The organism is Paraclostridium sp. MRS3W1 (genome assembly GCF_032465715.1).
Taxonomy (GTDB): domain Bacteria; phylum Bacillota; class Clostridia; order Peptostreptococcales; family Peptostreptococcaceae; genus Paraclostridium; species Paraclostridium dentum.
The window spans coordinates 1-25,782 of record NZ_JAWDJM010000197.1 but is presented as its reverse complement, the minus strand read 5'-3'; the positions used below and the strand labels follow the sequence as shown (position 1 = coordinate 25,782).

The following is a 25,782-nucleotide window of genomic DNA, read 5'->3' as shown; positions in this document are numbered from 1 at the left end:
TGATGATTGATTGAATATATAAAATTATTCAAATTTATAATTGGTAATATAATGAAATATATAATATAATCAAAGTTGTTAATTACTAAATAATGATAATTAGCCTCACTTAAAATAATATATAAGTGAGAACTGTAGGAGGAAAAATTTATTATGGATTATGGGTTATTAAATAGAGGGAGTTTAATGCTTGGATTAGTTGCATGTATACTTCCAATGGGTAATATCATAATGCAAAATAAGGTTGGAAATAGATATTGGGGGATTATATCTATAGCCAGTTTTAGTGCGTGTGGGATATCGTTATGTTTACAAATTTTTTATATTAACCATTTAGTAAATATAGAGGATTGGACAGCGATGATGGATACTTTAAGTATGGTGTCACTTGGATCTTTATTACTTCTTATAAGCACAATAATACTAAATATTATTGTATGCAATATATACTTCAATAAAAAATATTAATCTTAATAAACACATGAATAATACACGATTTAAATAGTGTATAAGGCTGTAGAAAACAAAATATCAGATATATGAATATACATTTTGATAGAAACATAAATAGAAAAGACTAAAAATTTTGAAATTAAAACCGATATGGAAAATATAGAGTGAGTTGTTATGTAGCTATATAACAACTCACTTAACACAGTAGACTAAAAATAGAAATTAATATAAATTGACTAATAAGAAATGTGTAAATACACTTAAAATTAAATATAAATGAAATTCAGAGATAAAAACTTAATTTAAGATCTGTACTGTATTAAGTTAGTTGTATACAACAGGCGTTTAAGAAATGGGATGAAAAAATAAGTATGGATTGACTTTTAATAAGGAGGTTTTTATGAGTTTAGAAATAATTATTTGTGATGATGATTTTGTACATCGATCTATTTTAAGGGATTTTCTATGTAAGGTTTTAGAGGAAGAGTTTTTAGAGTACAATTTGCTAGAGTTTTCATCAGGAGAAGAATTATTAGAATCTTATCCTAAGAAAGCAGATATTTTGTTTTTAGATATCCAAATGAATGATTTATCAGGAATGGATACAGCTAGAAAAATTAGAGAGTTTGATAGCAATGTAGAAATAATTTTTACAACAGCTATAGCTCAGTATGTGTTTGAAGCGTATGAAGTTAAGGCTTATAGATATTTACTTAAGCCACTTGAATATGAAGAAATTAAAAGACAATTAAAGCTTTGTATATCGGAGTATTTAAACAGACATAGTATAGTATCTATAGAGTCTAGAAAAGAAACTATAGTTCTTCCAGTAGACGAAATTTTATATGCTGAGGTTCAAAGAAAAGAAGTTACTATATACACAAAGGACAAGACTTACACAATTGAAGTTAGTATGAAAAAAGTTGAAAGAAAACTTCTAAATTATAACTTTTTCAGGTGCCATCACAGCTATTTGGTAAATTTAAAGAAAGTAAATGAGTTAAGAAACAATTCTATAATAATCAATGATATTGAAATTCCTGTAAGTAGAGGTAAATATAAAGAGTTTAAAGTTAGACTCACTAGCTTATTAGGGAGCTCGTTATGTTAAAGAGCCGCTTATTTTGGGAAAGTGTTATCACAATTTCTTCAATAATAGAATTATGGGGATGTAAAAAGATTTTTGATTATACAAGTGAAAAAAGAATTAGTAAAACTAAAATTAACATAATTATGTTGTTTATTATAGTTTTTATGCTGTTCTTATTACATACAGAAGTATATCCGAATAGTAGAATAACAATATCTATAGTATTAACTTTTGTTTTTTATATTACAACTTACGATATAGATTTTTACACAGGGATAGTAAACATATTGATGTATTGGATGGTTTTATTAGGGATAGATGCATTAAGTATGAGTCTTATAATAAGGGCTAACTCTATTCATGATATGAGTAATTTGCTTTCAAATAATGTTTATAGGCTGGAATCAATTATATTAGGAAAAATTATATTAATTTTTTATATAGTTATATACAAGATAATTAAAAGTGAAATTGAAATAAATAAGAAAGATATTTTTTGTTTAGGTATTCCGATAATTGGTAACATTACATCATTTTTCATTGTGTTTAAATATTTATTTAAATTTTCTCAACAAGGTTTAATAAGCGAAATACATATATTAAACTTTTCTATATTGTTATTTTTATCAAACATTTCGATTATTTTAGTTATAAGAAAAATTAGAAGAGACAATAAGTTATTGGCAGAATACAAAGTAATGAAAAAAAGTGTAGATATGCAGTATAAGTACTATATGAAGGTTAAAGACAATCAATTAAAAACAAGACAGTTGTACCATGATATGAAAAACCATATTATATGCATAAAAAAACTAAATGAAAATGGGTATAGTTCAAATAATTATATAAGGAACTTAGAAAATCAGTTGACAAGTTATGATAACACATTTGATAGTGGAAATATGTTACTTGATATAATTTTAAGTGATAAGAAAGAACTTTGTGATAAAAACAATATAAATTTCAATTGTAATATAAATTTTACTAAATGTAACTTTATGGAGTTAGAAGATATATGTAGTATTTTTTCAAATGTGTTAGATAATTCTATTGAAGCATGTGAAAAGATAAACGATTGTAATAAGTATATATCTTTGGAAGGTAAGATAATAGAAAGTTTCTTTGTATTAAAAGCAGAAAACTCTAAGTCTAATAAGATAAATATTAAAGATAGAAAGGTTATTACTGATAAGAAAGATAAGTTTTTACATGGATTAGGAATAAAAAGTATCAAGGAATCAGTAAAAAAATATAATGGAGAAGTTGTAATAGATTATACAGATGATAAGTTTATTTTGAATATTTTAATACCAATTGTACTGTATAATGACAAGTTATACTAAAATTAAGACTTTTAGATTTTTATATGTTATAAAATAATTAAAGTATTTCAAGGGAGTCAATATGATAAAGCTTTTGTCAGAGAAGATAGCATATTTTTTAGAGGATAGGAATTTTATAGAAAGTGAAGATACTGAGGTGTGTTCCTATGGATTTGAAGTATTAATTTCTTCACTAATAAATTCAATTTTAGTACTAACTCTAGGAATTATTCTAAACAAGTTTTTACAAACATTAGTCTTTGTAGGATGTTATTGCTACATTAGACAATATTCAGGTGGATATCATGCAAGCAGTCATACAAAGTGTATTTTGACATTTCTGTGTATGTACCTAGCGACTATTCTAATTGCCGATAGCATACACGACATACACTTAGAAGTGATGATAATAGCTATAAGCACAATTAATTGGACTAGTATATATTTATTATCACCTGCGGAGCATGCTAACAATCCTTTAAACAATGATGAATTAATTAGCAATCAAAAAAAAGCAAGAATTAGAGTTACAGTATTCTTATTATTTACAATTATAGGTTCACAAGTCCAACAAGTATATGAGTATACGGTGTATAGTGCATTAGCATTATGTTGGATAAACTTTATGCTTATTTTACAAGTAATTAAAAATAAGGGGGACACCAAATATGAAAAAACTGTTAGATAAAAGCATGAAATGTGTTGGAGGTATGGCAATGTCTGTAGCGAATTTATCTGCTAATAAAACTTGCCTATGGTATAATCACCAACCAAAAGTACCAAAAAAATTAAAAAGCCCTAAATAAGTTTCTTTATTTACCCTAAATAAGTTTCTTAATTAAATAAAAGAACTAACTCGATTTTTATTAATAAAAGCCAAGTTAGTTCTTTTTTACGCATGAAACAATTGAAATAAAGAAATAACTTTTAAATACATTTGATTGAGTTGAGTTGAATTTTACTCAATGGATAATGCGTTTTTTAGATAGCAGGTATTCACATTTTTATGAATTTTGAAGCAAGTTATACTATATACTTGCAAGTTGTGTATATTTATTGATGATTAAAATTCACAGTGATATTTTATAACTGTGAAAGGGAAAACAACTTATAAGACATTTACAATAAAGCAAAATTTATTAAATTGTTTTTTATAAATCTCTTTTATCAAACTTATAAAAACTTAAATTTTTATACTTAGACTTTATTTTTTTAATTAAATTACCTGAGTGAAAGATTTAAACTTAAAAGTTAAATTAAAGGGAGGAACGTTATGGTCAATAAATATTTATATTGGAGTAAGGATTTAGAAATAAGAAAATATGAGACTGGGAGATCATTATTAGCAATAAAAAATAATTATAAAAATGAAAGATTAACTAGAGATGACATTCAGACTTATAAACTAAATAACAACACTGTAGAGATAATAGGTTTAATAGATGGAACAAAGACATATGAAGAAATTATATATTTACTATCAACAAAGCATAATGAAAGTAGCAAAAAAACTAGAGAGAAACTATCTATGTTTTTAAATAAGATAACAAATTTGTATGGAATTAAAATCAATGAACAAGAATCTACACAAAAAATTAATATGAATATAATAGAAAAGTACATATACCCACATGTTGCATCAGTTGAGATAACAAATAAATGCAATGTAAAGTGTATGCATTGTTTTGGAAATTTTAGTTGTATAGAGACGAGTTGTATAACACTAGAACATATAAAAGGAGTGTTACATGATTTGAAAAATATAGGTGTAAAAAAAATAGAGTTTACAGGTGGAGAATCTACAGTTTATACAAACCTTAAAGAAGTATTATTACATGCAATTAAGTTAGACTTTGATAATATATCACTTTTGGTAAATGGAGTAGGGATATCAGATGAAGTTGTAGATATAATCATTAAGAACAGTTCGAAAATATATACAAAAGTTGATTTACACAGTTTAAATAATGATTATTTCACATGGTTTTCTAAAATTCCAAATATTTTAGATACAGTAAAAAATAATATAATAAAACTTGCTAAGAGTAACGTAAAAATGAAGGTAGAAACAATAGTTACAAGAAAAAATATCCACGAAATTGAAGATATTGCAGAGTGGATACATAATTTGGGGATTAGAGATTATGAAATCACACCTGTAACTTTTATGGGAAGGGCAGACAATGTGGATAGTGAACTATATTTAAACATACAGGACTTTAAATGTGTAAATGATATAGTAGGGAAAATAAATAAAAAATATAAAAGCAATGTAGCGTTTACAGAAGGAAGAAGATTTAGAAGTAAAGGTTTTGGATTTTTAACTCCTCATGTAGCAATTTCTTATAATGGGGATATAAATATCTGTACAATGGATAAAATAGAGTACTTTAATAGTAGGATAGGAAACATATTTGAAAAGAGTATAAAAGACATTTACCATGAAAAATCTGAATATATAAAGGACTTCTTACATTTAGGAGACCCTATATTTAAATCATTAGAGATTAAAGATTGTGAGCAGAGAAGTTTTTATAGTAATTAAAAGAATGAACATGGAATTAAAATTTTTAAAGGTGAATAAAATGGAAAATATTTTAGTAGTTGAAGGACTTAAAAAGGATTTTGGAGATTTTGTTTTAGAAAATGTAAGTTTTGAACTAGAGGAAAATTGTTTTACGGGATTTATTGGAGTTAATGGAGCTGGAAAAACAACAACGATTAAGACTATTTTGGGACAAATACTTAAGGATTGTGGAACCATAAGTTTTTTTGAAAAAGATATAAACATGAATGAAAATGAAATTAAAAATATGATAGGCGTAGTATTAGATGAAGGATATTTTTATAATAATCTATCTTTAAAAGAAATGAAAAATATAATTTCTTCTGCATATGAAAATTGGGATGATGAAGTTTTTAATAATTATATAAAAAGATTTAACTTAAAATTAAATCAAAGGATAGAGGCTCTTTCAAAAAGTATGAGAATGAAATATTCAATTGCAATAGCACTTTCTCATAAAGCAAAATTTTTAATAATTGATGAACCCACCAATGGTATTGAGCCATCATTAAGAAATGAATTAATAAATATCCTAGTAGAGTTCATGAAAAAGGGCGGTAAAGGTGTATTTTACGCCACTCATACAACGTTAGATTTAGAAAAAGTAGCTGATAAATTAATTTTAATAGATAAGGGACAAATTGTTTTTAATGAAAGGAAAGATACATTGATAAGTTCGCACAAAATTATTAAAGGAAAACAAAATATACTAAATGAAGAGGTAAAGAAATCATTTATAAGTTTAAATTATTATGGAGAGTACTTTGAAGGTATTATACATGATATATCAATTTTTAATGATAAAAAGTATGATATAACAATTATACAGCCAAATATAGAGGATATAATGTCAGCTTACATAGAAGGGAGAGACTATGAATGTTTAACCTTCTAAAAAAAGACTTTATAATGATTAGAAACTTTTGGCCATTTTTCATAATGTTTTCAATTTTAGGGCCGATTTTTATTAACTATCAGACACGAGGTTTTGATAGTAGTTTTATAAGTTTCATTATTACTATATTATTTTTAGAGTTTATATTATATGGGTCGGTATCTAGATTAGAAGAAAAAAATAAAGGTTGTATACTACTAACAACAATTCCATATTCTCGTTCACAAATAGTTAAGTCTAAATACTTATTTATAGCATCTATATTTATCATAACGTATGTACTATACATATTGGCAGCATTAATAACACCTATAGAGATGAATTTTTTAAGTATAAATTCTATACTAATATCGTTCTTAGTTATAGCAATTTTCTTTGGAGTTTATATTCCGATACAGTATAAATATGGAACAGAAAAAACAAAGTATATATCTTCTTGCTTTGTTTTAATTTCGCCACTTTCACTTCCGGCAATCGTAAAATGGATTCAAAGTAAGCATATACATTTAAATATAATAAATAGGGTTCCAAATATGATAAAATACATAATTTTAATAATACTGTCCTTAACTATTTTAGCAATATCTATAAAAATATCTATAAATATTTACTCTAAAAAAGATTTAGTATAAGTATGCAAATAGTATTATAGTTTATAAATTAATACTATTTACTTGTATACTTCATAAAATTTATATGAATAAGCAAAAATACCATAACTAATATTGGATAATGTTAAGGCTGATGTAACAAATATTTGTATAAATCACATGTAATATCAATATTTATATATTTTTAAATATAAATTTGTATTATAGTTAGTGTTTTATAGGTAATTAAGCTATGATAAAATTTAATTGTAATCATTAAAAATTGAAGGGAGTTGGTCATTATGACATACAATGCATTAAAACTGAGTTATTTAAACAATAGGGGGATAGAAAACTAATAGTTCCCCCATAAATTAATGGAGGAAATTTATGAACAAAGAATTAAAATTGAAAAAAATTGATGAAAGCAATTTTGTTGAGTGTTTTAATTTAAAGCTTGGAAAAGACCAAGATAAGTTTGTATCACATCCTATTCGTAGTTTGGCGCAAGCATATGTATATTATAATCAATGCACTCCTTTTGGAATTTATAAAGAGAATGTTATGGTAGGGTATGTTATGGTTATTTATGATTATGATGAAGAGATGTACAATATTTGGCATATGATGATTGATGAAAAATATCAAAATAATGGGTATGGAACTAAAGCTTTGGAGTTATGTTTAGAATATATAAGATCAAAGCCATTTGGAGTATCAAATGATGTTGTATTAACTTGTAGCATAGAAAATGATCATGGAATTCACATTTATAATAAGTTAGGATTTAAGGAAATCGGTAATTGTGAAGATGATGAGATAATGATGAAATTAGTAATTTAAGTTTAAATATAGTTAACTAAACAATTAAAAGGGAGGTGCATTGTTATCTCCCTTTTTTTGTATAAAGAATATTATATGGTGGAATTTACTAAAATTAAAGGTATAGTATGCTAGGGGAGGTAGGATATGGTTATAGAGGCTAAAATAGAGAATATTAAAGAGGTTGTAGATTTTTCATGGGAGCTTGCATGTTGTAAAGATAGGTGAGGTTTTAAGTATAGGATTTAAGCAAATAGATACATATCGCTCTTATAAGATAAGTTTATAACAGCTTACAGGAAGTAATAATATTGTAAGTATGGTTATTACAATATTATTACTTAATAAAACTTATTAGTGAGGTTAATATAAATATACGGTATATAAAAGGGAGAATTTAAAATGCAAGTAGTTTTTATAAGACATGGTGAATCTGACTATTTACCTTGTGAAGAAAGAGGATTTATTGGACATGGTAGAGATTTAGCTCCATTATCAAGTTTAGGGATTCAACAGGCAGAAAGAATTTCTAAAAATACAGATTTGTGGGATTGTGAAGTTATAATATCTTCTCCGTATACAAGAGCATTGCAAACTGCAGCTATTATCTCTAGAAATACAGGCATAAAAATAGAAGTAGATGTTGATTTACACGAATGGTGCCCTGATAAAACATATCAATATAAGACATTAGAACAATTAGATGAGCTACATAAAGATTTTGTTAGATGTAAAGGGGAATATTCAAATGGAGATAAAAGGAATTGGGAAACAATTAATGAAATTATAGATAGAGTTATACCAGTATTAGATAAGTACCTTGAACGTGGATTTAATAAAATTATAATTGTTGCACATGGGGGAATTATTAGAAGGTTTATAGGAGAATCAAATATAAAATATTGCACCCCATATGAGGTAGATTATAATAAGGAGTATCAATGTATAGGTTGGATTGATTAAAATTAAAACTAATAAATAACTAAGTTATAATATAGTTTATTTTAATAAGAAAATATGTTTAATTTTAGTTAAAACATAAGCTTAAATTGAAAAAGTAGTGAAATCAAAGCTTACAGATAGTAATAATATTGTAAGTAAATTGATTACAATGAATAATATGAAGAAAAGTTTTAAATTTAGGGTTACTTTATTATAAATATATACTCTTAATGACAATTAAAAACATGTAAGGTATAGTATATTTAAATAAACTTACAAGTTATATAGAATTAATAAACTGGGGGAGTAAGAAAAACTAATATGATAAAAATTAGAAAATACGGATATATTTTTATGATGTTTATGTTTATAATAATAGGTTTTTCTATAAACTTTTTATTTAAACAAATGGATTCAGCATTAAAACCTATAGAATTTAAAGATAATGAAATTAAAATAACTCATAAGACATATAAAGTAAACAATATAATGGATGTAGAATTATTAGACAAAGTAGTTTTATCTGGAGGATCAGGGAGTAATACTCCAAATACAAATAATGGAGTTTATAAGGTTAATGGAGATAAGTTTGAGTCGGAAGTATATATACATAAAAATGAAAGTCCATTTATAAGAATCAAAACCAAAGATTCAGTAATTGTATTTAATGAAAATAAATCAGATGAGACGGTAAATACTTATAATAGGTTGATTTATTTAATAAAAAATAGTAAATAGATATACACTAGCAATTATAACTAATAATATAAAAGGTTCATAAAATTAAATAACAATATGCAGTTTACATAGTTTATGAGGAAATAATTAAAAGAGGTATTACTTTTATCTTTAGATAAATAGTAATACCTCTTTTGTATGTTAAAAAATATAAGCAAAGACTAAAAAATATAATAATAAATATTAAAAATAATACAAATTTTATAATTTTTCTGCAATTTATACCATATAACAACAACATATACTTAAATATTGAATTCAATAAGATTTTGGAATAAAGTAACCTTATACAAGGAATTAGATTGATTTAAGTTTTAACAGATACACAGATTAAAATTTCATATTTCCTTAAATTTGAGCCAAATAAAGACATATTTTAAGTGAAAATGAATTTTAATAAATTAATCAAATGAAAAAGGAGGGGAATATTAATGAAGTTTATAAAAAAACCAGCAAGAAAATTTGAAGAAGGATTCTGTTTTGGATGGGAATGTAGTCAAGAATGTTTTGGGAACTGTCCAAGTAACTGTATGGGTACTTACGGTACTTGTACAACTAACAATAATGGATGCATAGTTAACAATGGAAATTAAATTTAAAATGAATTTTAATAATTAATCAAATGAAAAAGGAGGGGGAATATTAATGAAATTTATAAAAAAACCAGCAAGAAAATTTGAAGAAGGATTCTGTTTTGGCATGGAATGTAAAGATCAATGCTTTGGAAACTGTCCAAGTAACTGTATGGGTACTTACGGTACTTGTACAACTAATAATAATGGATGCATAGTTAATAATGGAAACTAAATCTATATTTATGACATCTTATTAAAGGGATAGATAAATGATTTATATTGAATGGTTAAATTTATAACAAATCCTTGAAGTGGAAAAGAAAAAAGTAATTAATTAGATTATATTGCATGAAGTTTATACTTTTATGTTAAATTTCTTTTCCACTTTTTCAACTATAAATGCTAAATAATTAGATAGTTATAATCCAGACTCCTGTAAAAAATTTTAAACAAATTAAAAAATTTTCGGTAGAATTTATAACTATATTTCAAAAGGGGATACAAATGAAATTTATAAAAAAACCAGTAAAAAAATTTGAAGAGGCATATTGCTATACTAGCTGTACATCATATTGTGGAACAAACTCTGGATGTGTTGACTACAGAGATGGAAACTATATATTTTATTAAATGAAAATAGGAGGATTAGAAAATGAAATTTATAAAAAAACCAGCAAGAAGATTTGAAGAAGGATATTGTTTTTTAAGTTGTAGTCAAGACTGTGGTTCTTTATGTGGAATGAACTGTGGTACTTATTCAGGCTGTGGAACAAACTCTGGATGTATAAGTTATCACCCAGCATAAGGAGTAAATAAATTTTGCTAATAAAAATAGGTGGAGTAAAAATATGAAATTTATAAGAAAACCAGCAAAAAAGTTTGAAGAAGGATATTGTTTTTTAAGTTGTGATATTGACTGTAATAATTACTGTTCATTTAATTGTGGGGTATACAGTTGCAATATATTTATGTATTAATTTTAGTTTAATTAAAAAGAAGGGGAATACAAATGAAATTTATAAAAAAACCAGCAAGAAAATTCGAAGAAGGATATTGTTTTTTAAGTTGTAATCAAGATTGTGGTTCTTTATGTGGAATGAACTGTGGTACTTATTCAGGCTGTGGAACAAACTCTGGATGTATAAGTTACCATACATCATAGTAAATTATAAATTTTACTAAGTGAAATTAGGAGGAACAAAATATGAAATTTATAAAAAAACCATCAAAAAGATTTGAAATAGGGTACTGCTATTTTAGCTGTATGGGATACTGTGAATCTAATAGTAGCTGCATGCCCTATAATTGTGAGTCTCTATCATGTACAGGTTTTTTTTAGAGAAAGGAGAAGGCTAAATGAAATATATTGTTAAACCAACAGGTTATAGACATGGATTTTGTCTGTGTACAGAAGATTGTGCCTTCACTATGTGCATATATTACTGTTCTTCTAACACTAGTCCAGAATGTCCATCGATGTGTCAGCTAGACATATGTTATTACTATTAAAAGTAAGTAGATATACTATAAGGCTTAAATATGAAATTAAAAAATCGAATAATGTTATTCATTACAGAGTAATATGAATTTTAGTTAAAGGGAGAGTATGAAATGAGATATATTATTAAATCAATAAACTTTAGAGATGGATTTTGCTTTGACATTGGAAGCATATGTACAAAATATACATGTACTAATGTTTGCAGTAGCAATTGTGGGATGGTTTGTAACACTAATTGCGATAGTTTTAATAACTAATATAGTTAAGCGGAAATTTAATTAGCATTTTATGATTAAAATTTAGGTTTAAAGCACGAAGGCATTTAATAAAAAGATATAAATACAATATTGGGGAGATGAAAGGATCAACTATGAAAAAATCTAAATACAACAAAATAATAGAATTAGAAAATGGAAAAACAATAGCATTTAATAGCTTAACTTGTGCGTTAGCAGAAGTAGATGAAGAATTTCTAAATGTATTAGAAAATATAGAAAATATAGATACAGATAAAATCAGTGGAAACATGAAAGATTTAGTTGGAAATATGTCAGATGGAAACTTTATAATTCAAAATGAAATAGATGAATTAAAACTAATAAAGTATAGAAATTATAGTGGGAAATTCTCAAAAGGCGGTCTAGGATTAGTAATTGCTCCAACATTAGCATGTAACTTCGCTTGTCCTTATTGCTATGAAACTCCAAAACCAGGAATGATTAGTAAGGAAGTTCAAGATTCTTTAATAAAACTGGTAGAAGAAAATGCTAAACGTAAAAAAAATATTAGTATTACTTGGTACGGAGGAGAACCTCTATTAGCTAAAGACATAATAGCGGATTTTTCTAAGCAAGTTATAGAGATAACTGAAAGAGAAGGAGTTCATTATTCATCATTTATTGTGACAAATGGATACTTAATCGATGATGAAACAGTTCAAATGTTTAAAGATTACAGAATCAATGGAGCTCAAATTACAATAGACGGACCTCCTAGTATTCACAATCAAAGAAGAATACTAAAAAATTCAAAGGATGAGACATTTGATAAAATAGTAGACAATGTAAAAAAACTTATAGATGGTGGAATTACAAATGTAGCTATAAGAATAAATATTGATAAAACAAATATAGATCATATTGAGGAGCTTTTACAAATTTTAGAGAAAAAAGGCTTAAAAGGTGCAAATATTAGTTTAGGTCATGTTAGCGCATATACAGATGCTTGTAGCTCTATAGCAAGTAATTGCTTAAGCATAAAAGAATATGCAGAAGAAGATAGTAAATATCAAAAGGTACTTTTTGAAAGAGGATACAAAGTAGCAGGGGTATATCCATATTATCCAAGTATAAAAGCAAATTACTGCTGCGCTGATAATACAGGCGCTTATGTAATTGATCCAGAAGGATATATGTATAAATGTTGGAATGATATAGGAAATATAGATAGAGCAGTTGGAAATGTTGCTAAACTTAATGAAAAAACAGAGGAAAAGATGCATGCAATGAATATGGATTATATTATGTGGTCTCCTTTTGAAAATGAAAAATGTATAGAATGTGAAATATTACCGATATGTATGGGTGGATGTCCATATAATGGATTAATAAATAATGATCCAAAGTGTGAAAAATGGAAATTTAGTCTTGAGCAAACAATAATTTCTACATATGAACAAAATGGAGAAATGGGATGTGAAAAAGGATGTTGTAGCTGTGGATAGACTTAATTTTTACGCTAGAGATTTAAGAGTATTAAAAGGGATTAGAGATTATTCAGATTTTTATAATAGAGTAAATAAAATAAGAAAAATATTCGATTTTGATAAAAAAATTGTAATAGATGTATTTGATGATTTACAAGAGTTAGAAAATTTGCTTGAAACAAAGGTACCTAAATGGGTAATAGGGACAAGTTTTAATAATGTTATTTTAATCTTAGACTATGACAAGTGGAAGACATCAAATAATGAGACTGTTGAAAACTTAATACTACATGAATTTATTCATGTAGTATTAAGTTTAAAATCAAAAACAAATTTACCTGCTTGGTTAAATGAAGGACTAGCTGTATACTTTTCAGATCAATATCATTCTTTTAAAAATCAAAATTTTGATAACAAGATCAATATTAATTTTTATGAAGTTGATTATAGTCATGGAAATATATACTTTATATCTATGTGTGTACTTATTAAATTAATTGATAAGTATGGTATAGAAAAAGTTATTCATGAGGCTTTAAATACTAAGGACTTTGAAAAAAATGTAATTTTTAATAATGAAAACTTACTAAAAGTTATTAATAGTAAGTAAGTATAATTTTACAAATATTTTAGGGAGAAGATATGAAAAAATTTATAAAAGACTTATGGAAAATAGCAAAAATATATAAGTGGTATGAGCTTAAAGGGCTAGTATATACTATTTTATATACAATTGCCGTATTTGAGGTCCCATTGATTTTTAAAGATTTAGTGGATAACGTAATTCCGAGTGATTCTTTAAAGAATTTAATTGTAGGTATTCTGATGTTCTTTTGTGTTTGTATATCCCAACCGATATTTGGATATTTAAAAAATATAGTATTTATGAGCGTTAGTGAAAAAATGACTATATTATTTAGAGAGAAAATGTTCAATAAAATTATAAATGCTCCTATAGATTTTTTTGATAATAGCAATAATGGAGCTATTGTTTCTAGGATAAGTAATGATGGGAAAAGTATTAGTGAGTTTATTGCTAATTTTTTTATTGTTATTTTAAAGAATATAATTTTAATAGCTATGGTAATAATTCAAATGTTATTTTTATGTAAGGAAGTAACACTAATAGTTATTTTTTTATATTCGATTTATTTCTTCTTTAATTGGAAAATATCAAAGAAATTTACTCCTATGTCGAGAGAAATTCAAAAGAGTTATGATCAAATATGCATAAAAATCAATAGAAGTGTTGGCTCTATAAACACTATAAAAGCTTTTAATAGAGAAGACCAAGTAAAAAAGGAATTCAAAGAAATAATAGAAGAAAACTATTTAAATAATATTAAGTTTAAAAAATTAAATATGCTAATGGGAAGTATTAGTAATGCAATAATGATAACCTCACTATCTATTATATATGGTATGGGCAGTTTTTTTGCTATGAATGGAACAATTACTATAGGAACAGTAATTGCACTAGGGACTTACTTCCAAATTTTAGTACAACCAGTTTATGAAATATTAAATAGCAATATAGACATACGAAGTATAATGCCTATATTTGATAGAATTAATGAATATATTGACTTAGAAACTGAAAAATCTAGTGATGGAAATAGTGACATTGTATCTATTGAAGAAATAGAAATGAAAAATGTTAGCTTTAAATATAAAAATGGAAGTCATGCTTTAAACAATATTAATTTAAAGCTACCATCAAAAGGAATATTTGCAATTGTAGGAGATTCTGGAGCAGGAAAAAGTTCTTTAATAAAATTATTAAGTGCATTTTATAATTCATATGATGGAGAAATAAGCATAAATAAAAAAGAACTAAAATCGTATGGGGTAAGTGATATCAGAAGCGTTATAAGTTTAGTTTCTCAAGATATAGAATTACTTAACAAATCTATTAAAGATAATATAAAAATGGGAAGAGACATAGAAGAAATACAAATAAAAGAAGTTATTGAAAAACTTAATTTAGAAGAAACAATAAATAAACTAGAGTTAAGATATGAGACTATAATAAATGAAAGAATTAATTTATCAGGGGGAGAAAAGCAAAGGATATCTATTGCTAGAGCTTTAGTTGAGGATTCTTTAGTCTATATTTTTGATGAGCCTACAGCAGCGCTTGATACTATTAATGAAAAAAGAGTGAAAGATATTTTAGAAGAATTGTCAAAGAAACGACTTGTGATAATAGTAACTCATAATCTAAGTTTATTAAATAAAGCAGATTGTATCTATACCATGAAAAATGGAGAAATAGTAGAAAAAGGAAGTTATGAAACTTTAATAAAAGGAGATACATACTTTTCTAAACTTATGAATGAACTTTCTAAAAAATAATATTGTACAGTTAATATAAAGGGAGAAAATAATGAAAAAAACTTTTATAAAAGGCGGAATAGGATTTTCTAAAGAAAATTGTAATGAATATAGTAAAGAAGAAGTGTCAGAATACAGCTTTAAAGTTGAAGGATGTAAGCTAGTTATAAAGAATAATTGTAGTTTATTAAAAATAAAAAAACATAGTTCCTCACAGGTTATAATAACTATGAATAAAAAACTTAGTGGGACAAATGAAAAAGAATTAAAGGACACATTAGATAGTATTTACTGTGAAATTCAAGATGGAGATATATATTTAAATCCATTATTCAAAAGTAAGGAAAGTATAACTGCTACGAATATTGAAAGTATAATTATGATTCCTGAAAATATTAATTTTCTTGATGTTAGAAGTAAAATTGGAGATATTATATTAGATGATGATTATGATAGATTAGATGTGGATATAAATATTGGGGATTTAGTTTATACTGGAGAGATAAAACAGCTCTATATAAACTCTAAAATAGGAGACATTAGATTAAATCTGAAAAATATTAAAGATGGCTATGAATATCATATTAATAAAGATATTGGGGACATAAAAGTTACTATTCCAAAAGGAAGTAAAATTAATATTGATGGAATTGATGAAAAAGATATAAATGGAAAATCTGAAATTCAAATTGATAATAACGGAGCTATATTTGAGATAAAGAAAAAAGTATCAAATGTAACTATAGAGAGTTAAAAACAATAGAACAAAGCGAATATAATCTAATGTTTAAATTGTAAAAGGTTGAAATAAAACTATGTTATAAATTAGTTATTTATTAATTAAAACTAAAATTATATAATATTAAAATATAGATATTATTTTAATATTATATAGTTAAAATTGTAACCCAGTTAAATCAAAGCTTACAAATAGTAATAATATTTTAAGTGAATTGATTACAATAAATAATGTCAAAGGAGTTTATAAAATTATGAACTCCTTTTTTATTGTACTTAAAGATTTTATATATAGAAACTACTTTCTTAAGACTTTGTTTTTTGTAAGTGGTATATAATATTAAAAAATTAAAAACTATATAAATATATCAATTATCAAATAAATGACTCTATAAAAGGTTGAACCTGTGCATGGTGTTTAGTTATTAATATGAAGGGTAATAATTGAGGTGCAAGTAAAAATTAGGTCAAAATAAAAATAAAGAACTTTATCATGCGATAATTTTTATGGATAGGTATTTTTACAAAGAAATAAACTTTCATAATTAATTCATAAAAGTATGATATAATTTCAAAATACTTTTAAATGGAGGTGACCAATATGGCATTATTAGAGCTAAAGAATATTTATAAAAAGTATAAGTTAGCAGGAAATGAAGAGTTTACCGCTTTGAAAAATATCAATGTATCTTTTGATAAAGGTGAACTAGTTTCAATCATTGGGGAATCGGGAAGTGGAAAGTCTACATTGATGAATTTAATCGGAGGATTAGATTCAAATTTCGAAGGAGAACTCTTATATAAAGGAAGAAACATAGGTACCTTCAAAGAATCGGAGTTAGTAAATTATCACAAAGAAAATATAGGATTTGTTTTTCAGAGTTTTAATTTAATACCACATTTAAATTTATTAGATAATGTAGCAATGGCTATGACCTTATCTAATGTAGATTCAGAAACTAGAAAGAAAAGGGCGTTAGAAGTATTAACTGATATGGGGCTAAAAGATCATATTTATAAAAAGCCTAACCAAATATCGGGAGGACAAAAACAGCGTGTTGCTATAGCGAGAGCATTAGTAAATGATCCAGATATTATTATTGCAGATGAACCTACTGGAGCCCTTGATGCAGAGACTACAAATCAAGTATTAGATATAATTACAGAAATAGCACAGCGTGGTAAGTTGGTAATTATGGTAACTCACTCTGAAAAAGTGGCTGCATATTCTAGCCGTGTTGTAAAAATTGACAATGGCGAGATTGTAGGAGATGAGGAAGGAAGAACACTTAATCATATAGAAGAAAGACAAGTTTGCAAAAAGAATAAGAAAAATAAAAACTTAGGGCTTTTCTCTGCAATGAGATTATCTTTATTAAATATGAAAGAGAAATTTTCTCGTAACTTATTAGTTGCTCTAGGGTCTAGTATAGGGATTATGAGTGTAATTTTAATGATGTCCATTGGTAATGGAGTTACAGGATATGTTACAGATAAAATGAATAGCTTTGTGAATCCTGAAGTAATACAGGTAAATAAGCCTGCTGAGAATAAAACTAAATCAACAGAAAATATGTCTATAAAAGAACAACAAGAGGCTCAATCAGAGCAAATGATGAATGGACTAAGATCTACACCTATTACAGGTAATGATATTAACAAATTAGAGAAAATTAATCATGTAGATTCTGTAGAGAAAGGTTACAATCTGACTGCAATGGGATCAAACTATATAACTTATGACGGTAAAAAGGCAATGATTATGGACTTTATGTCAACTTCATCAAACTTAGTTGAATCTAACCTATCAAAAGGAAAGATGCCTAAAGATGGAGAAATCTTAATTTCAGACATGGTTGCTAGCGAGTTAGGTGATGATATAGTTGGAAAAACAGTAGAGGTTAAACTATTAGTGGATGAAAAGATAATAACAGAAAGCTTTAAGGTAAGTGGGGTATATGAAGGTACAGGAAATATGGCCTATATGCCTTATAATTCTATAAGTTCATGGTTTAGCAAAGAAGGGATTAATTTAGAGCCAAACACAGTTTATCTACATGCAGATGACAAATCTAATACAGACTCAATTAAGAATGCAGTGAAAGATTTAGGATACACAGGATCAATGCAAGAGTCTATGATTGAAATGTTTACAGATATGATAGATATGTTATCTTACGTATTAACAGGAGTAGCTGGAATATCACTAGTTGTTTCAGCAATTATGATCCTTGTTGTACTAAATATAAGTGTTGTTGAGAGAACTAAAGAGATCGGAGTATTAAAGGCTTTAGGAGCAAGATTAAAAGATATACGCCGTATATTTGTAACAGAAGCATTTTTACTTGGCATATTTGGTGGCTTAATAGGTATTGGAGCAAGCTATGGGATAGGGGCAATAGCAAACCACTTTACTAGAACTACATTTGATTTTAATGTTGTAAGAATTACTCCTACATATGCACTAGCGGGTATATTAATTAGTGTAGTGATAAGTATGCTAGCTAGTTTCTTACCAGCTAATAAAGCGGCAAGATTAGATCCAGTTGAATCTTTACGTAGAGATTAATGTATATTGAATGAATTAAAATTAATCAAATGAAATAAATTAATAGGTCTAGATGTATTACTTAAAACTTAGCGGCTCTTAAATTTTAAAATATAAACTAAGAATTAACTTAGTTTTAATATAGTTTTAAGTTTTATTTTTATATATTAAATTAAAGTTTTATAATATAATTAATATTGATTTTATATAGTTATATATAGGATTGAGTAAAATCAAAGCTTACAGCTAGTAATTATTTAGTAATGAAATAGTAAGTATATTGCTTACAAAATAATAATGAATAATATAGAAAGATTTTTATTTTCATATATTTTATTAATTAATTCAATCTTAACCTCAAAATATCCAATGTTAGTGCATAGCTATTGATTAAAAAACTTTTAAATGTATTAATGGTAATATGTTCATTTTTAATAGATGATAAAGTTTTAAATTAAAAGGAGAAATATTTATGGAAAGAATTTCAAGGACCTTGGGCCTATTATTTGGATTATTAATAGTTGTTAGTATTAGTACAGGTATTGGAAAATTATTTGTGAATATTTTATTTGAAAATAGTGATCAATATAATACAGTAGCTGCAAGTTTAGGAGGATTTATTACATTAGCTATTATATATAAATTTTGTGGCGAAGGCAAAAACATTGCATACATATATAAGTTAAAAAGAATTAAATTAAAAGATATATTGTACATTATATTGATGGGGATTGCACTCAGCATTGTTTTATCAATATTAATAGATTTCTTAACTCAATTATTTCCAAGTTATGAAGAAGTAAGCAATAGAATAACATCACAAACAAGTTCAATTTTAAATATAATGTGCATCGTAGTATTAGTTCCTATATATGAAGAAATAATATTTAGAGGGATTATATTCAATCACTTAAAAGAAAATTATAAAATAGGTATAGCTATAGTTGTACAAGCATTAGTATTTGGAATAGAACATGGAAATATAGTTCAAAGTATATATACATTTATATTAGGTATAGTACTTGCTTTAATGTATATGTATTTTAACTCTATCTATGCAAATATAATGTTACATATGATCTTTAATTTATTTGGAGGAGTGATAGATCTAAAGCTATACAATCTAAATAAATTTACATACTATATATTGGCTACAATTTGCTTTGTATTTTTAATAATGGCCTCTTATAAAATGGTTTTAGATTATAGAAGAAATCACAGAAAGTGGAGTTTATTTGGAGTAAAATAATAGTTAGTATTAACTTAATAAAAACATAGTTATAATTTAGTTAATATTAAAATTAAACTAATAAAATATAATAATTTATGTAGTATAAAACTAATTTTTAATTTTTATATTTAATGAGTTAAATCTAGATACAAGCAAAATCAAAGCTTACAGTTAGTAATTAACTAGTAATAAATTTGTAAGCTTGGGGATTGCAATTAATAAATTTAAAGGAACTCTTTTAGAGTTCTTTTTTTATTAGTAAGTTATTTATATACAAAGACTTATAAATTCAGCTATAATAAATTAAATACTATTAAAATTTTGGGGATTTTAAGTTTGGGAATGGGGGGTTGATATGAGAAAATTATTAATAGTTATTATGGTGATATTAGCGATAATGGCTATAGTACCAGAAAATCAAGTAGTAAGTAGTATATCATTAGTTGGATTTACAACTTTAATCTTATCAATGAAACTAAAGGATAACATTTTAAGAAGAAAGCTTATAAAGAGAATAGATAAAGAAAAAATAGAATGTATAAAAGTAAAAGAAAATAATAAATTTGTTATTGTACTTATGGTAGTTTTACTATTTAATATGTATAGTATGATTAAATCAAGGTATGCAGGTTTTAACCATGGAAATAATTATACTATTAAAAATCTTTTATCATATACAAATAGTTTTGAGTTGAATGAAAAGGTGATTCTTTTAATGATTTCTGTAATTAGTATATTTTTTATTATTAATATAATACAAGTAATATTAAATCCATGTATAGTATCTAGAGATAAAGTGATTTTCTACGATGGAACAGTATTTGATATTAATAAAATAGAAGAAATAGAATATAAGGACTCATTTATACAAAACAATAAAAAGGTAATTAAAATTTCAAAAGGATTTATTGATAGAAAAATAGTAACGGATACAGAAACCTTTAAAAAAGTTAAAGTTTTATTAGAGTGTAAAAACTAATAAGGTTGAGTAAACTTGTAGTAACTAATAGAAATCGTACTTATGGCGGTTTCTTTTTTATTTAATAGATAAACTTAATAAGTCGGGTATTAATACTAATGGGATTCTTTATATATCTTATAAATTTAATTGAATAGAAATTTAAAAAATATTTCAAAATAGGACTATATATGTCCTGTTTAAGGTTTAAAATACTTTTTAAATAAATAGTTAGATTTTTTATAAAAAATAAAAGATTAATGAATAAAGAATGAGGTGTTAATATGAATGATTTTTTAAAACAAGCAAAAATGATTAAAGAAGATTTATTAAGTTACAGAAGAACAATTCATAAAAATCCGGAGGTCGGAGATAAACTACCAAAAACTAAAGCCTTCGTAATGGATAAATTAAGAGAATTTGGATACGAACCAACAGAAATTTGTGAAAGTGGAATAGTTGCTACTATTGAAGGAAATAAGTCTTCAAAAACATTTTTACTTAGAGCTGATATGGATGCTTTACCTATGGAAGAAATTACTGATTATGATTTTAAGTCAACAAATGGATGTATGCACTCATGCGGGCATGATATGCATACTGCAATGCTTCTAGGTGCAGCAAAACTACTTAAACAAAATCAAGATAAAATTGAAGGTACAGTTAAATTAGTATTTCAACCTGATGAAGAAGGGTTTACTGGTGCTAAAAAGATGATAAAAGCAGGCGTACTTGAGAATCCTAAGGTTGATGCAGCTATGGCTATGCATGTACATTCAGGAACACCTTCTAATGTTGTTCTATATGGTTTAGGAACTAGCATAGCTGGATGCAATAGATTTAGAATAGTAGTAAAGGGAACTGGATGTCATGGAGCTCTACCAGAAACAGGAGTAGATCCAATAAATATAGCGGCACATATATACTTATCTTTACAAGAGATAATTAGTAGAGAAGTACCTTCAACTAAACCAGCTGTACTGACAATTGGAAAATTTGCAGGAGGAGATGCTCCTAATATAATACCTGAAGAAGTTATTATGGAAGGTACAATAAGAAGTTTAGATAAAGAATTAGGGCAATTTATATTTGATAGGATGAATGAAATAGTAAAATCAACAGCAAATATGTTTAGAGGAGAGGCTAAGCTAATAGAATTATCTTCAGTTCCACCATTAGCAAACGATACTGATTTAGCAAATGAACTAGGATCTTATGTAAAAGATTTAGTTGGTGAAAAAGGTGTTGTTTCATTTGAAGGTGGCGGTATGGGTTCTGAAGATTTCGCATCTTATTCATATGAAGTTCCAAGTGTGTATTTTATGTTAGGAGCAGGAACAAAGCAAGAAAATCCATTATACGGATTGCCAATGCACAATAATAAAGTTGTATTCAATGAGGATATAATGGTTACAGGAGCTGCTATGCATGCCTACTGTGCAATTGAATGGTTAAAAAATAATTAGATTAAACATAGATGAGTTAAAGGAGATTGATATGAGATTGCTGGAAATGCTATTCTATTTATTAAAGATAAATTCTAAAACCACTGTAAAAGAATTATCTGATATGTTTAATGTTTCGACGAAAACAATACAAAGAGATTTAGATAAACTATCAGCTCTTGGGATTCCTATAATTTCATATAGGGGTAAAAGTGGAGGTATAGAGATAGATAAACATTATATTATAGCTAAATATGTATTAACTGATAGTGATTACAAAGATTTAATATTATCATTATATATTTCTGAAAATATAGTAGATAATTTAAAAAAATCAGATCTTATAGATAAGTTTAGACTTGTTGATTCACATAGATGCACTGAAATATTAGACAAGTTAGAGGAAAGATTAATAATAGATTTAGATGAAGATAAAGTAATTACTGATAGCAGTACATGCAAAGTAATAGACAAATGTTTAGATAAAAAATCTTTTGTAAGATTAGAGATTGAAGGCAATTTCATAGAAATATTTCCAATATCGTATGTTTTTAAAAAATCAGGGCTGCATTTATATTATTATGATGAGTTTGAGTATAATTTGATATCAATAGACTGTATATGTAATGCTTGGGAATGTGAAAGATACTGTGATAGTCCTATAATAAAATATAATGATAATAAAGAGAATATAAAGTATTATTGTAGTGAGAACAATAAAAGTAGTAAAATTTAAGTCAATTAGTATAGGATTAGATTGAAGACTAATTAATGTTAATTTGGGGGATAAAAAATGGTGAAAATCGCATTAGAAAATGGGTATTTAATTAAGACTTTAACCAAAGTTAATCATAGGGAGATAAAGCAGTTGTATGATTTATGCTCTGATTATCACATGCTGGCTAGTGGGAGAAGTGCGACTGATAAAGATATAGATAATATCTTTAAGTATAGTGAAAAAAAGACTGTAGAGGATTCTTTAACATTAGGAGTATACGATAATAGTCAAGTTCTAATTGGAATAGTAGATATATTTAAGGACTACCCAGAAATTGGAACTTGGATGATAGGTCTACTTTTACTTTCGCCAAGCGAGAGAAATAAAAAATTAGGTAGAGATGTTCATGAAGAAATAAAGAGATATGCATTAAGTGAAGGTGCTATAAAATTGAGAATAGGAGTACTAGAAGATAATATTAATGGACGAAGATTCTGGGATTCACTAGAATACCAGTATGTAAAAACAACAACCATGCACATTGAAAATAAAAGTCATAATGTAGATATATTAAGTCTATTAATTACGGAGCAATAATATTATTGCTCTTTTTTTATGTTAAAAACATATATTTTAGAAATGAATTAAGCATAAATAATCTGATAAAATTAAACTAGATTTTAATTAGGAGGGATTAGGTTGGTTAGATTTTTGAATTCTAAAGATTTAGATATAGATAAAGTAAAGGACTTTTATTGTAACTATGCAACCTGGAAAATACCAAGTAAATATGAGGATTGGGAAAAAATAATAAAAAAATCTTCAAGTATTATAACTTGCTGGGATAATAATAGTTTGATAGGAATGGCTAGATCTTTAAGTGACGAAGTAAGATGGGCTACAATAATAGATGTATTGGTTCATCCTGAGCATAGAGGTAAAGGTATAGGGAGTAAGATAATTGAAAGTTTATTAGAACAACCAGAGATGTATGTTAGGACTATATATTTAGCGACACCTTATAAAGAAGATTTTTATAATAAGTTGGGGTTTAAAACAGTTAATGAACATTGTTGTTATATGATTAAAGTTCAAAAGGATATTGAAGATAATTATGTACTACCTATTAACTAGAAATACTTAAATGTAGAACTATTAGTTATTAAAAAATAGTTTGAATTATAATATAACTATGTTTTAACTAAGATAATTTGTAAAATAAATTTAGTTAAAACATATTGAAAATAAAGCTTACAATTAGTAACTAATTAGAAATCAACCTGTAAGAATTGTGCTTACAAGAAATATACAAAACAGGATAAAAGAGGGGGCACAAATAAAACTAATAAATAAATTTGTTATTTATTAGTTTTATTTGTGTTAAAAATATATTTAAATAAAGTTAAATTATAGAAGTTTTTAAGTTAATTAAAGGCAAAGTTTAGCAAAATCAAATATTACAGGAAGTAATATTTATGTAAGTTTATAAATACACGAACTAGTTTTGTAAAAAGTGTATTGATATTTGAAACAAGAAGAGAGTTATGTAGACAGCAAGGAATAGTATTCATACAATTAAATTATATTGAGAGAGGAGGTAAAAATGAAAATAAACCATATTAAAGATAATTTAATAAATGAAACTAATGTAAATGTAATAACCAATGACGATAATGAAAATGACTATATTTATATAAAAGAATTATTAACAGTGCATAATTCAAGTATTATAGGTAAGGACTTAGATACAAATAAAGAAATAAAGGTAAAGGATAAAGATATAATATATTTTGAAACTTATGGAAGAGATGTATGTTTTACAACTATTGAAAACAAATTATTAATTATAAAGATATCGATGAAAAGATTAGAGGAAATTCTATCAAGAAGAAATTATTTTATAAAAGTAAATAAAAATACAATAATAAATGTTAAGCATATAGAGGAGATTAGTTACCATTCTAATATGAGATTTCAAGTAATACTAAGCAATCAATATAAGCAAGTAGTAAATAGAAGTTATTTTAAAGATTTCAAAAAATGTATAGAGGAGGAATATGATCAATGAAAACCTATAACTCCAAATTTTTTCTTATATTATCAGAGTGTTTAATTATATTTATGATATATGGAATAGTTACATCTGATAGGACTATATCTAATTGGTTGATAACTATTTTAGGAATATCTTTTCTATTTTCATACTCAATTACAGTACTATATCCAAAATTATTGATTAAATACGGAGAAAACAATTATAAACTCATATTAATTGCTCAAAATTTATTCATATCAACGATTTTATATGTATTAGGAAATACATTAGGATATTTAACAAACTATATTAGTTTTTTAATTCAGTATAGTTTAATTGCTATCGTAACGTATTATATAAATAAGAGAATTTATATAAAAGAAATAAGATACTTAAATAATCTTGTAAAAAATTCAAAGTATTAAATTATATAAATTACCTAAATGAATATAATTTTTTTATTATAAAAAATGTGTAAGCAAATTTCTTACATCAAATAAGATCAAAAGGACTCATGCAAATATTGAACTCTTTTGATCTTATTTAAATTTTATGGATGTCTTAATAGTATTAAAC

General features: G+C 25.7%; 33 protein-coding genes. All 33 read left to right on the top strand.

Annotated elements, in window-relative coordinates; translation table 11 throughout:
- The first annotated feature begins 153 nt into the window (after positions 1–153).
- Entirely contained in the window at positions 154–468 is a 315-nt protein-coding gene (locus RWY47_RS17880) for a hypothetical protein (RefSeq protein ID WP_021428715.1), read from the top strand.
- 385 nt (positions 469–853) lie between these two features.
- Positions 854–1,564, top strand: a complete 711-nt coding sequence (locus tag RWY47_RS17875; protein WP_021428698.1) for a LytR/AlgR family response regulator transcription factor — start codon at positions 854–856, stop codon at positions 1,562–1,564.
- Entirely contained in the window at positions 1,558–2,886 is a 1,329-nt protein-coding gene (locus RWY47_RS17870) for an ATP-binding protein (RefSeq protein WP_224170744.1), read from the top strand. The genes RWY47_RS17875 and RWY47_RS17870 overlap by 7 nt, the downstream gene beginning before the upstream one ends.
- 61 nt (positions 2,887–2,947) lie before the next feature.
- Positions 2,948–3,553 (top strand): accessory gene regulator ArgB-like protein, encoded by a 606-nt coding sequence (locus RWY47_RS17865; protein ID WP_150842061.1) that lies wholly within the window; start codon positions 2,948–2,950, stop codon positions 3,551–3,553.
- Positions 3,534–3,671, top strand: a complete 138-nt coding sequence (locus tag RWY47_RS17860) for a cyclic lactone autoinducer peptide (protein ID WP_021428901.1) — start codon at positions 3,534–3,536, stop codon at positions 3,669–3,671. The genes RWY47_RS17865 and RWY47_RS17860 overlap by 20 nt, the downstream gene beginning before the upstream one ends.
- Positions 3,672–4,138: 467 nt before the next feature.
- Positions 4,139–5,410 carry a radical SAM protein gene (locus RWY47_RS17855; protein ID WP_224170743.1) on the top strand — a complete coding sequence of 424 codons (1,272 nt, stop codon included), beginning with the start codon at positions 4,139–4,141 and terminating at the stop codon, positions 5,408–5,410.
- Positions 5,411–5,450: 40 nt separating this feature from the next.
- Positions 5,451–6,326 (top strand): ABC transporter ATP-binding protein, encoded by an 876-nt coding sequence (locus RWY47_RS17850; RefSeq protein WP_150842063.1) that lies wholly within the window; start codon positions 5,451–5,453, stop codon positions 6,324–6,326.
- Positions 6,311–6,958 carry an ABC-2 transporter permease gene (locus RWY47_RS17845; RefSeq protein WP_150842064.1) on the top strand — a complete coding sequence of 216 codons (648 nt, stop codon included), beginning with the start codon at positions 6,311–6,313 and terminating at the stop codon, positions 6,956–6,958. Before RWY47_RS17850 ends, RWY47_RS17845 begins: the two co-directional genes overlap by 16 nt.
- Positions 6,959–7,306: 348 nt before the next feature.
- Positions 7,307–7,759, top strand: coding sequence for a GNAT family N-acetyltransferase (locus RWY47_RS17840; RefSeq protein WP_150842065.1), 453 nt, complete (start codon positions 7,307–7,309; stop codon positions 7,757–7,759).
- Positions 7,760–8,140: 381 nt separating this feature from the next.
- The gene (locus RWY47_RS17835; protein WP_150842066.1) at positions 8,141–8,701 is read left to right on the top strand and encodes a histidine phosphatase family protein; all 561 of its coding nucleotides are present in this window, start codon (positions 8,141–8,143) and stop codon (positions 8,699–8,701) included.
- Positions 8,702–9,001: 300 nt separating this feature from the next.
- A complete protein-coding gene (locus tag RWY47_RS17830; RefSeq protein ID WP_224170742.1) occupies positions 9,002–9,418 on the top strand; it encodes a hypothetical protein in 417 nt (138 codons plus the stop codon).
- Between the two features lie 431 nt (positions 9,419–9,849).
- Positions 9,850–10,011, top strand: coding sequence for a Clo7bot family Cys-rich peptide (locus tag RWY47_RS17825; protein ID WP_021428894.1), 162 nt, complete (start codon positions 9,850–9,852; stop codon positions 10,009–10,011).
- A 52-nt stretch (positions 10,012–10,063) separates the two neighbouring features.
- Positions 10,064–10,225, top strand: coding sequence for a Clo7bot family Cys-rich peptide (locus RWY47_RS17820; protein ID WP_021428754.1), 162 nt, complete (start codon positions 10,064–10,066; stop codon positions 10,223–10,225).
- Between the two features lie 272 nt (positions 10,226–10,497).
- Positions 10,498–10,623 carry a Clo7bot family Cys-rich peptide gene (locus tag RWY47_RS17815; protein WP_142731034.1) on the top strand — a complete coding sequence of 42 codons (126 nt, stop codon included), beginning with the start codon at positions 10,498–10,500 and terminating at the stop codon, positions 10,621–10,623.
- Between the two features lie 22 nt (positions 10,624–10,645).
- Positions 10,646–10,798 (top strand): Clo7bot family Cys-rich peptide, encoded by a 153-nt coding sequence (locus tag RWY47_RS17810; protein WP_021428669.1) that lies wholly within the window; start codon positions 10,646–10,648, stop codon positions 10,796–10,798.
- Positions 10,799–10,841: 43 nt separating this feature from the next.
- Positions 10,842–10,970, top strand: a complete 129-nt coding sequence (locus tag RWY47_RS17805; RefSeq protein WP_077175909.1) for a Clo7bot family Cys-rich peptide — start codon at positions 10,842–10,844, stop codon at positions 10,968–10,970.
- A gap of 32 nt (positions 10,971–11,002) precedes the next feature.
- Positions 11,003–11,155 (top strand): Clo7bot family Cys-rich peptide, encoded by a 153-nt coding sequence (locus RWY47_RS17800; RefSeq protein ID WP_021431926.1) that lies wholly within the window; start codon positions 11,003–11,005, stop codon positions 11,153–11,155.
- A gap of 42 nt (positions 11,156–11,197) precedes the next feature.
- A complete protein-coding gene (locus RWY47_RS17795; protein ID WP_264319274.1) occupies positions 11,198–11,332 on the top strand; it encodes a hypothetical protein in 135 nt (44 codons plus the stop codon).
- 17 nt (positions 11,333–11,349) lie between these two features.
- Positions 11,350–11,502: a hypothetical protein gene (locus tag RWY47_RS17790; protein WP_156317215.1), complete on the top strand. Its 153-nt coding sequence runs from the start codon at positions 11,350–11,352 to the stop codon at positions 11,500–11,502.
- A gap of 102 nt (positions 11,503–11,604) precedes the next feature.
- The gene (locus RWY47_RS17785; protein WP_114543294.1) at positions 11,605–11,751 is read left to right on the top strand and encodes a Clo7bot family Cys-rich peptide; all 147 of its coding nucleotides are present in this window, start codon (positions 11,605–11,607) and stop codon (positions 11,749–11,751) included.
- 98 nt (positions 11,752–11,849) lie between these two features.
- Complete coding sequence (gene ctpM / locus RWY47_RS17780) at positions 11,850–13,217, top strand: radical SAM/SPASM domain Clo7bot peptide maturase (protein ID WP_224170801.1); 1,368 nt, start codon at positions 11,850–11,852, stop codon at positions 13,215–13,217.
- Positions 13,189–13,809, top strand: a complete 621-nt coding sequence (locus RWY47_RS17775) for a hypothetical protein (RefSeq protein ID WP_224170800.1) — start codon at positions 13,189–13,191, stop codon at positions 13,807–13,809. The genes ctpM and RWY47_RS17775 overlap by 29 nt, the downstream gene beginning before the upstream one ends.
- 32 nt (positions 13,810–13,841) lie before the next feature.
- Complete coding sequence (locus RWY47_RS17770; protein ID WP_224170799.1) at positions 13,842–15,554, top strand: ABC transporter ATP-binding protein; 1,713 nt, start codon at positions 13,842–13,844, stop codon at positions 15,552–15,554.
- A gap of 31 nt (positions 15,555–15,585) precedes the next feature.
- On the top strand, positions 15,586–16,287 hold the full coding sequence (locus tag RWY47_RS17765; RefSeq protein WP_025161707.1) for a DUF4097 family beta strand repeat-containing protein: 702 nt from the start codon (positions 15,586–15,588) through the stop codon (positions 16,285–16,287).
- Positions 16,288–16,872: 585 nt separating this feature from the next.
- On the top strand, positions 16,873–18,840 hold the full coding sequence (locus RWY47_RS17760) for an ABC transporter ATP-binding protein/permease (protein ID WP_224170798.1): 1,968 nt from the start codon (positions 16,873–16,875) through the stop codon (positions 18,838–18,840).
- A 451-nt stretch (positions 18,841–19,291) separates the two neighbouring features.
- Positions 19,292–20,068 (top strand): CPBP family intramembrane glutamic endopeptidase, encoded by a 777-nt coding sequence (locus tag RWY47_RS17755; RefSeq protein WP_224170797.1) that lies wholly within the window; start codon positions 19,292–19,294, stop codon positions 20,066–20,068.
- A 337-nt stretch (positions 20,069–20,405) separates the two neighbouring features.
- On the top strand, positions 20,406–21,029 hold the full coding sequence (locus RWY47_RS17750; RefSeq protein ID WP_224170796.1) for a hypothetical protein: 624 nt from the start codon (positions 20,406–20,408) through the stop codon (positions 21,027–21,029).
- A gap of 263 nt (positions 21,030–21,292) precedes the next feature.
- A complete protein-coding gene (locus tag RWY47_RS17745) occupies positions 21,293–22,474 on the top strand; it encodes a M20 metallopeptidase family protein (RefSeq protein WP_224170795.1) in 1,182 nt (393 codons plus the stop codon).
- A 31-nt stretch (positions 22,475–22,505) separates the two neighbouring features.
- A complete protein-coding gene (locus tag RWY47_RS17740; protein WP_224170794.1) occupies positions 22,506–23,189 on the top strand; it encodes a helix-turn-helix transcriptional regulator in 684 nt (227 codons plus the stop codon).
- Between the two features lie 57 nt (positions 23,190–23,246).
- Positions 23,247–23,768 carry a GNAT family N-acetyltransferase gene (locus RWY47_RS17735; protein WP_199874290.1) on the top strand — a complete coding sequence of 174 codons (522 nt, stop codon included), beginning with the start codon at positions 23,247–23,249 and terminating at the stop codon, positions 23,766–23,768.
- A 102-nt stretch (positions 23,769–23,870) separates the two neighbouring features.
- Positions 23,871–24,305: a GNAT family N-acetyltransferase gene (locus RWY47_RS17730; protein WP_224170793.1), complete on the top strand. Its 435-nt coding sequence runs from the start codon at positions 23,871–23,873 to the stop codon at positions 24,303–24,305.
- Between the two features lie 469 nt (positions 24,306–24,774).
- Positions 24,775–25,239 (top strand): LytTR family DNA-binding domain-containing protein, encoded by a 465-nt coding sequence (locus tag RWY47_RS17725; protein WP_224170792.1) that lies wholly within the window; start codon positions 24,775–24,777, stop codon positions 25,237–25,239.
- Entirely contained in the window at positions 25,236–25,631 is a 396-nt protein-coding gene (locus RWY47_RS17720) for a hypothetical protein (protein WP_224170791.1), read from the top strand. Before RWY47_RS17725 ends, RWY47_RS17720 begins: the two co-directional genes overlap by 4 nt.
- Positions 25,632–25,782: the final 151 nt, after the last annotated feature.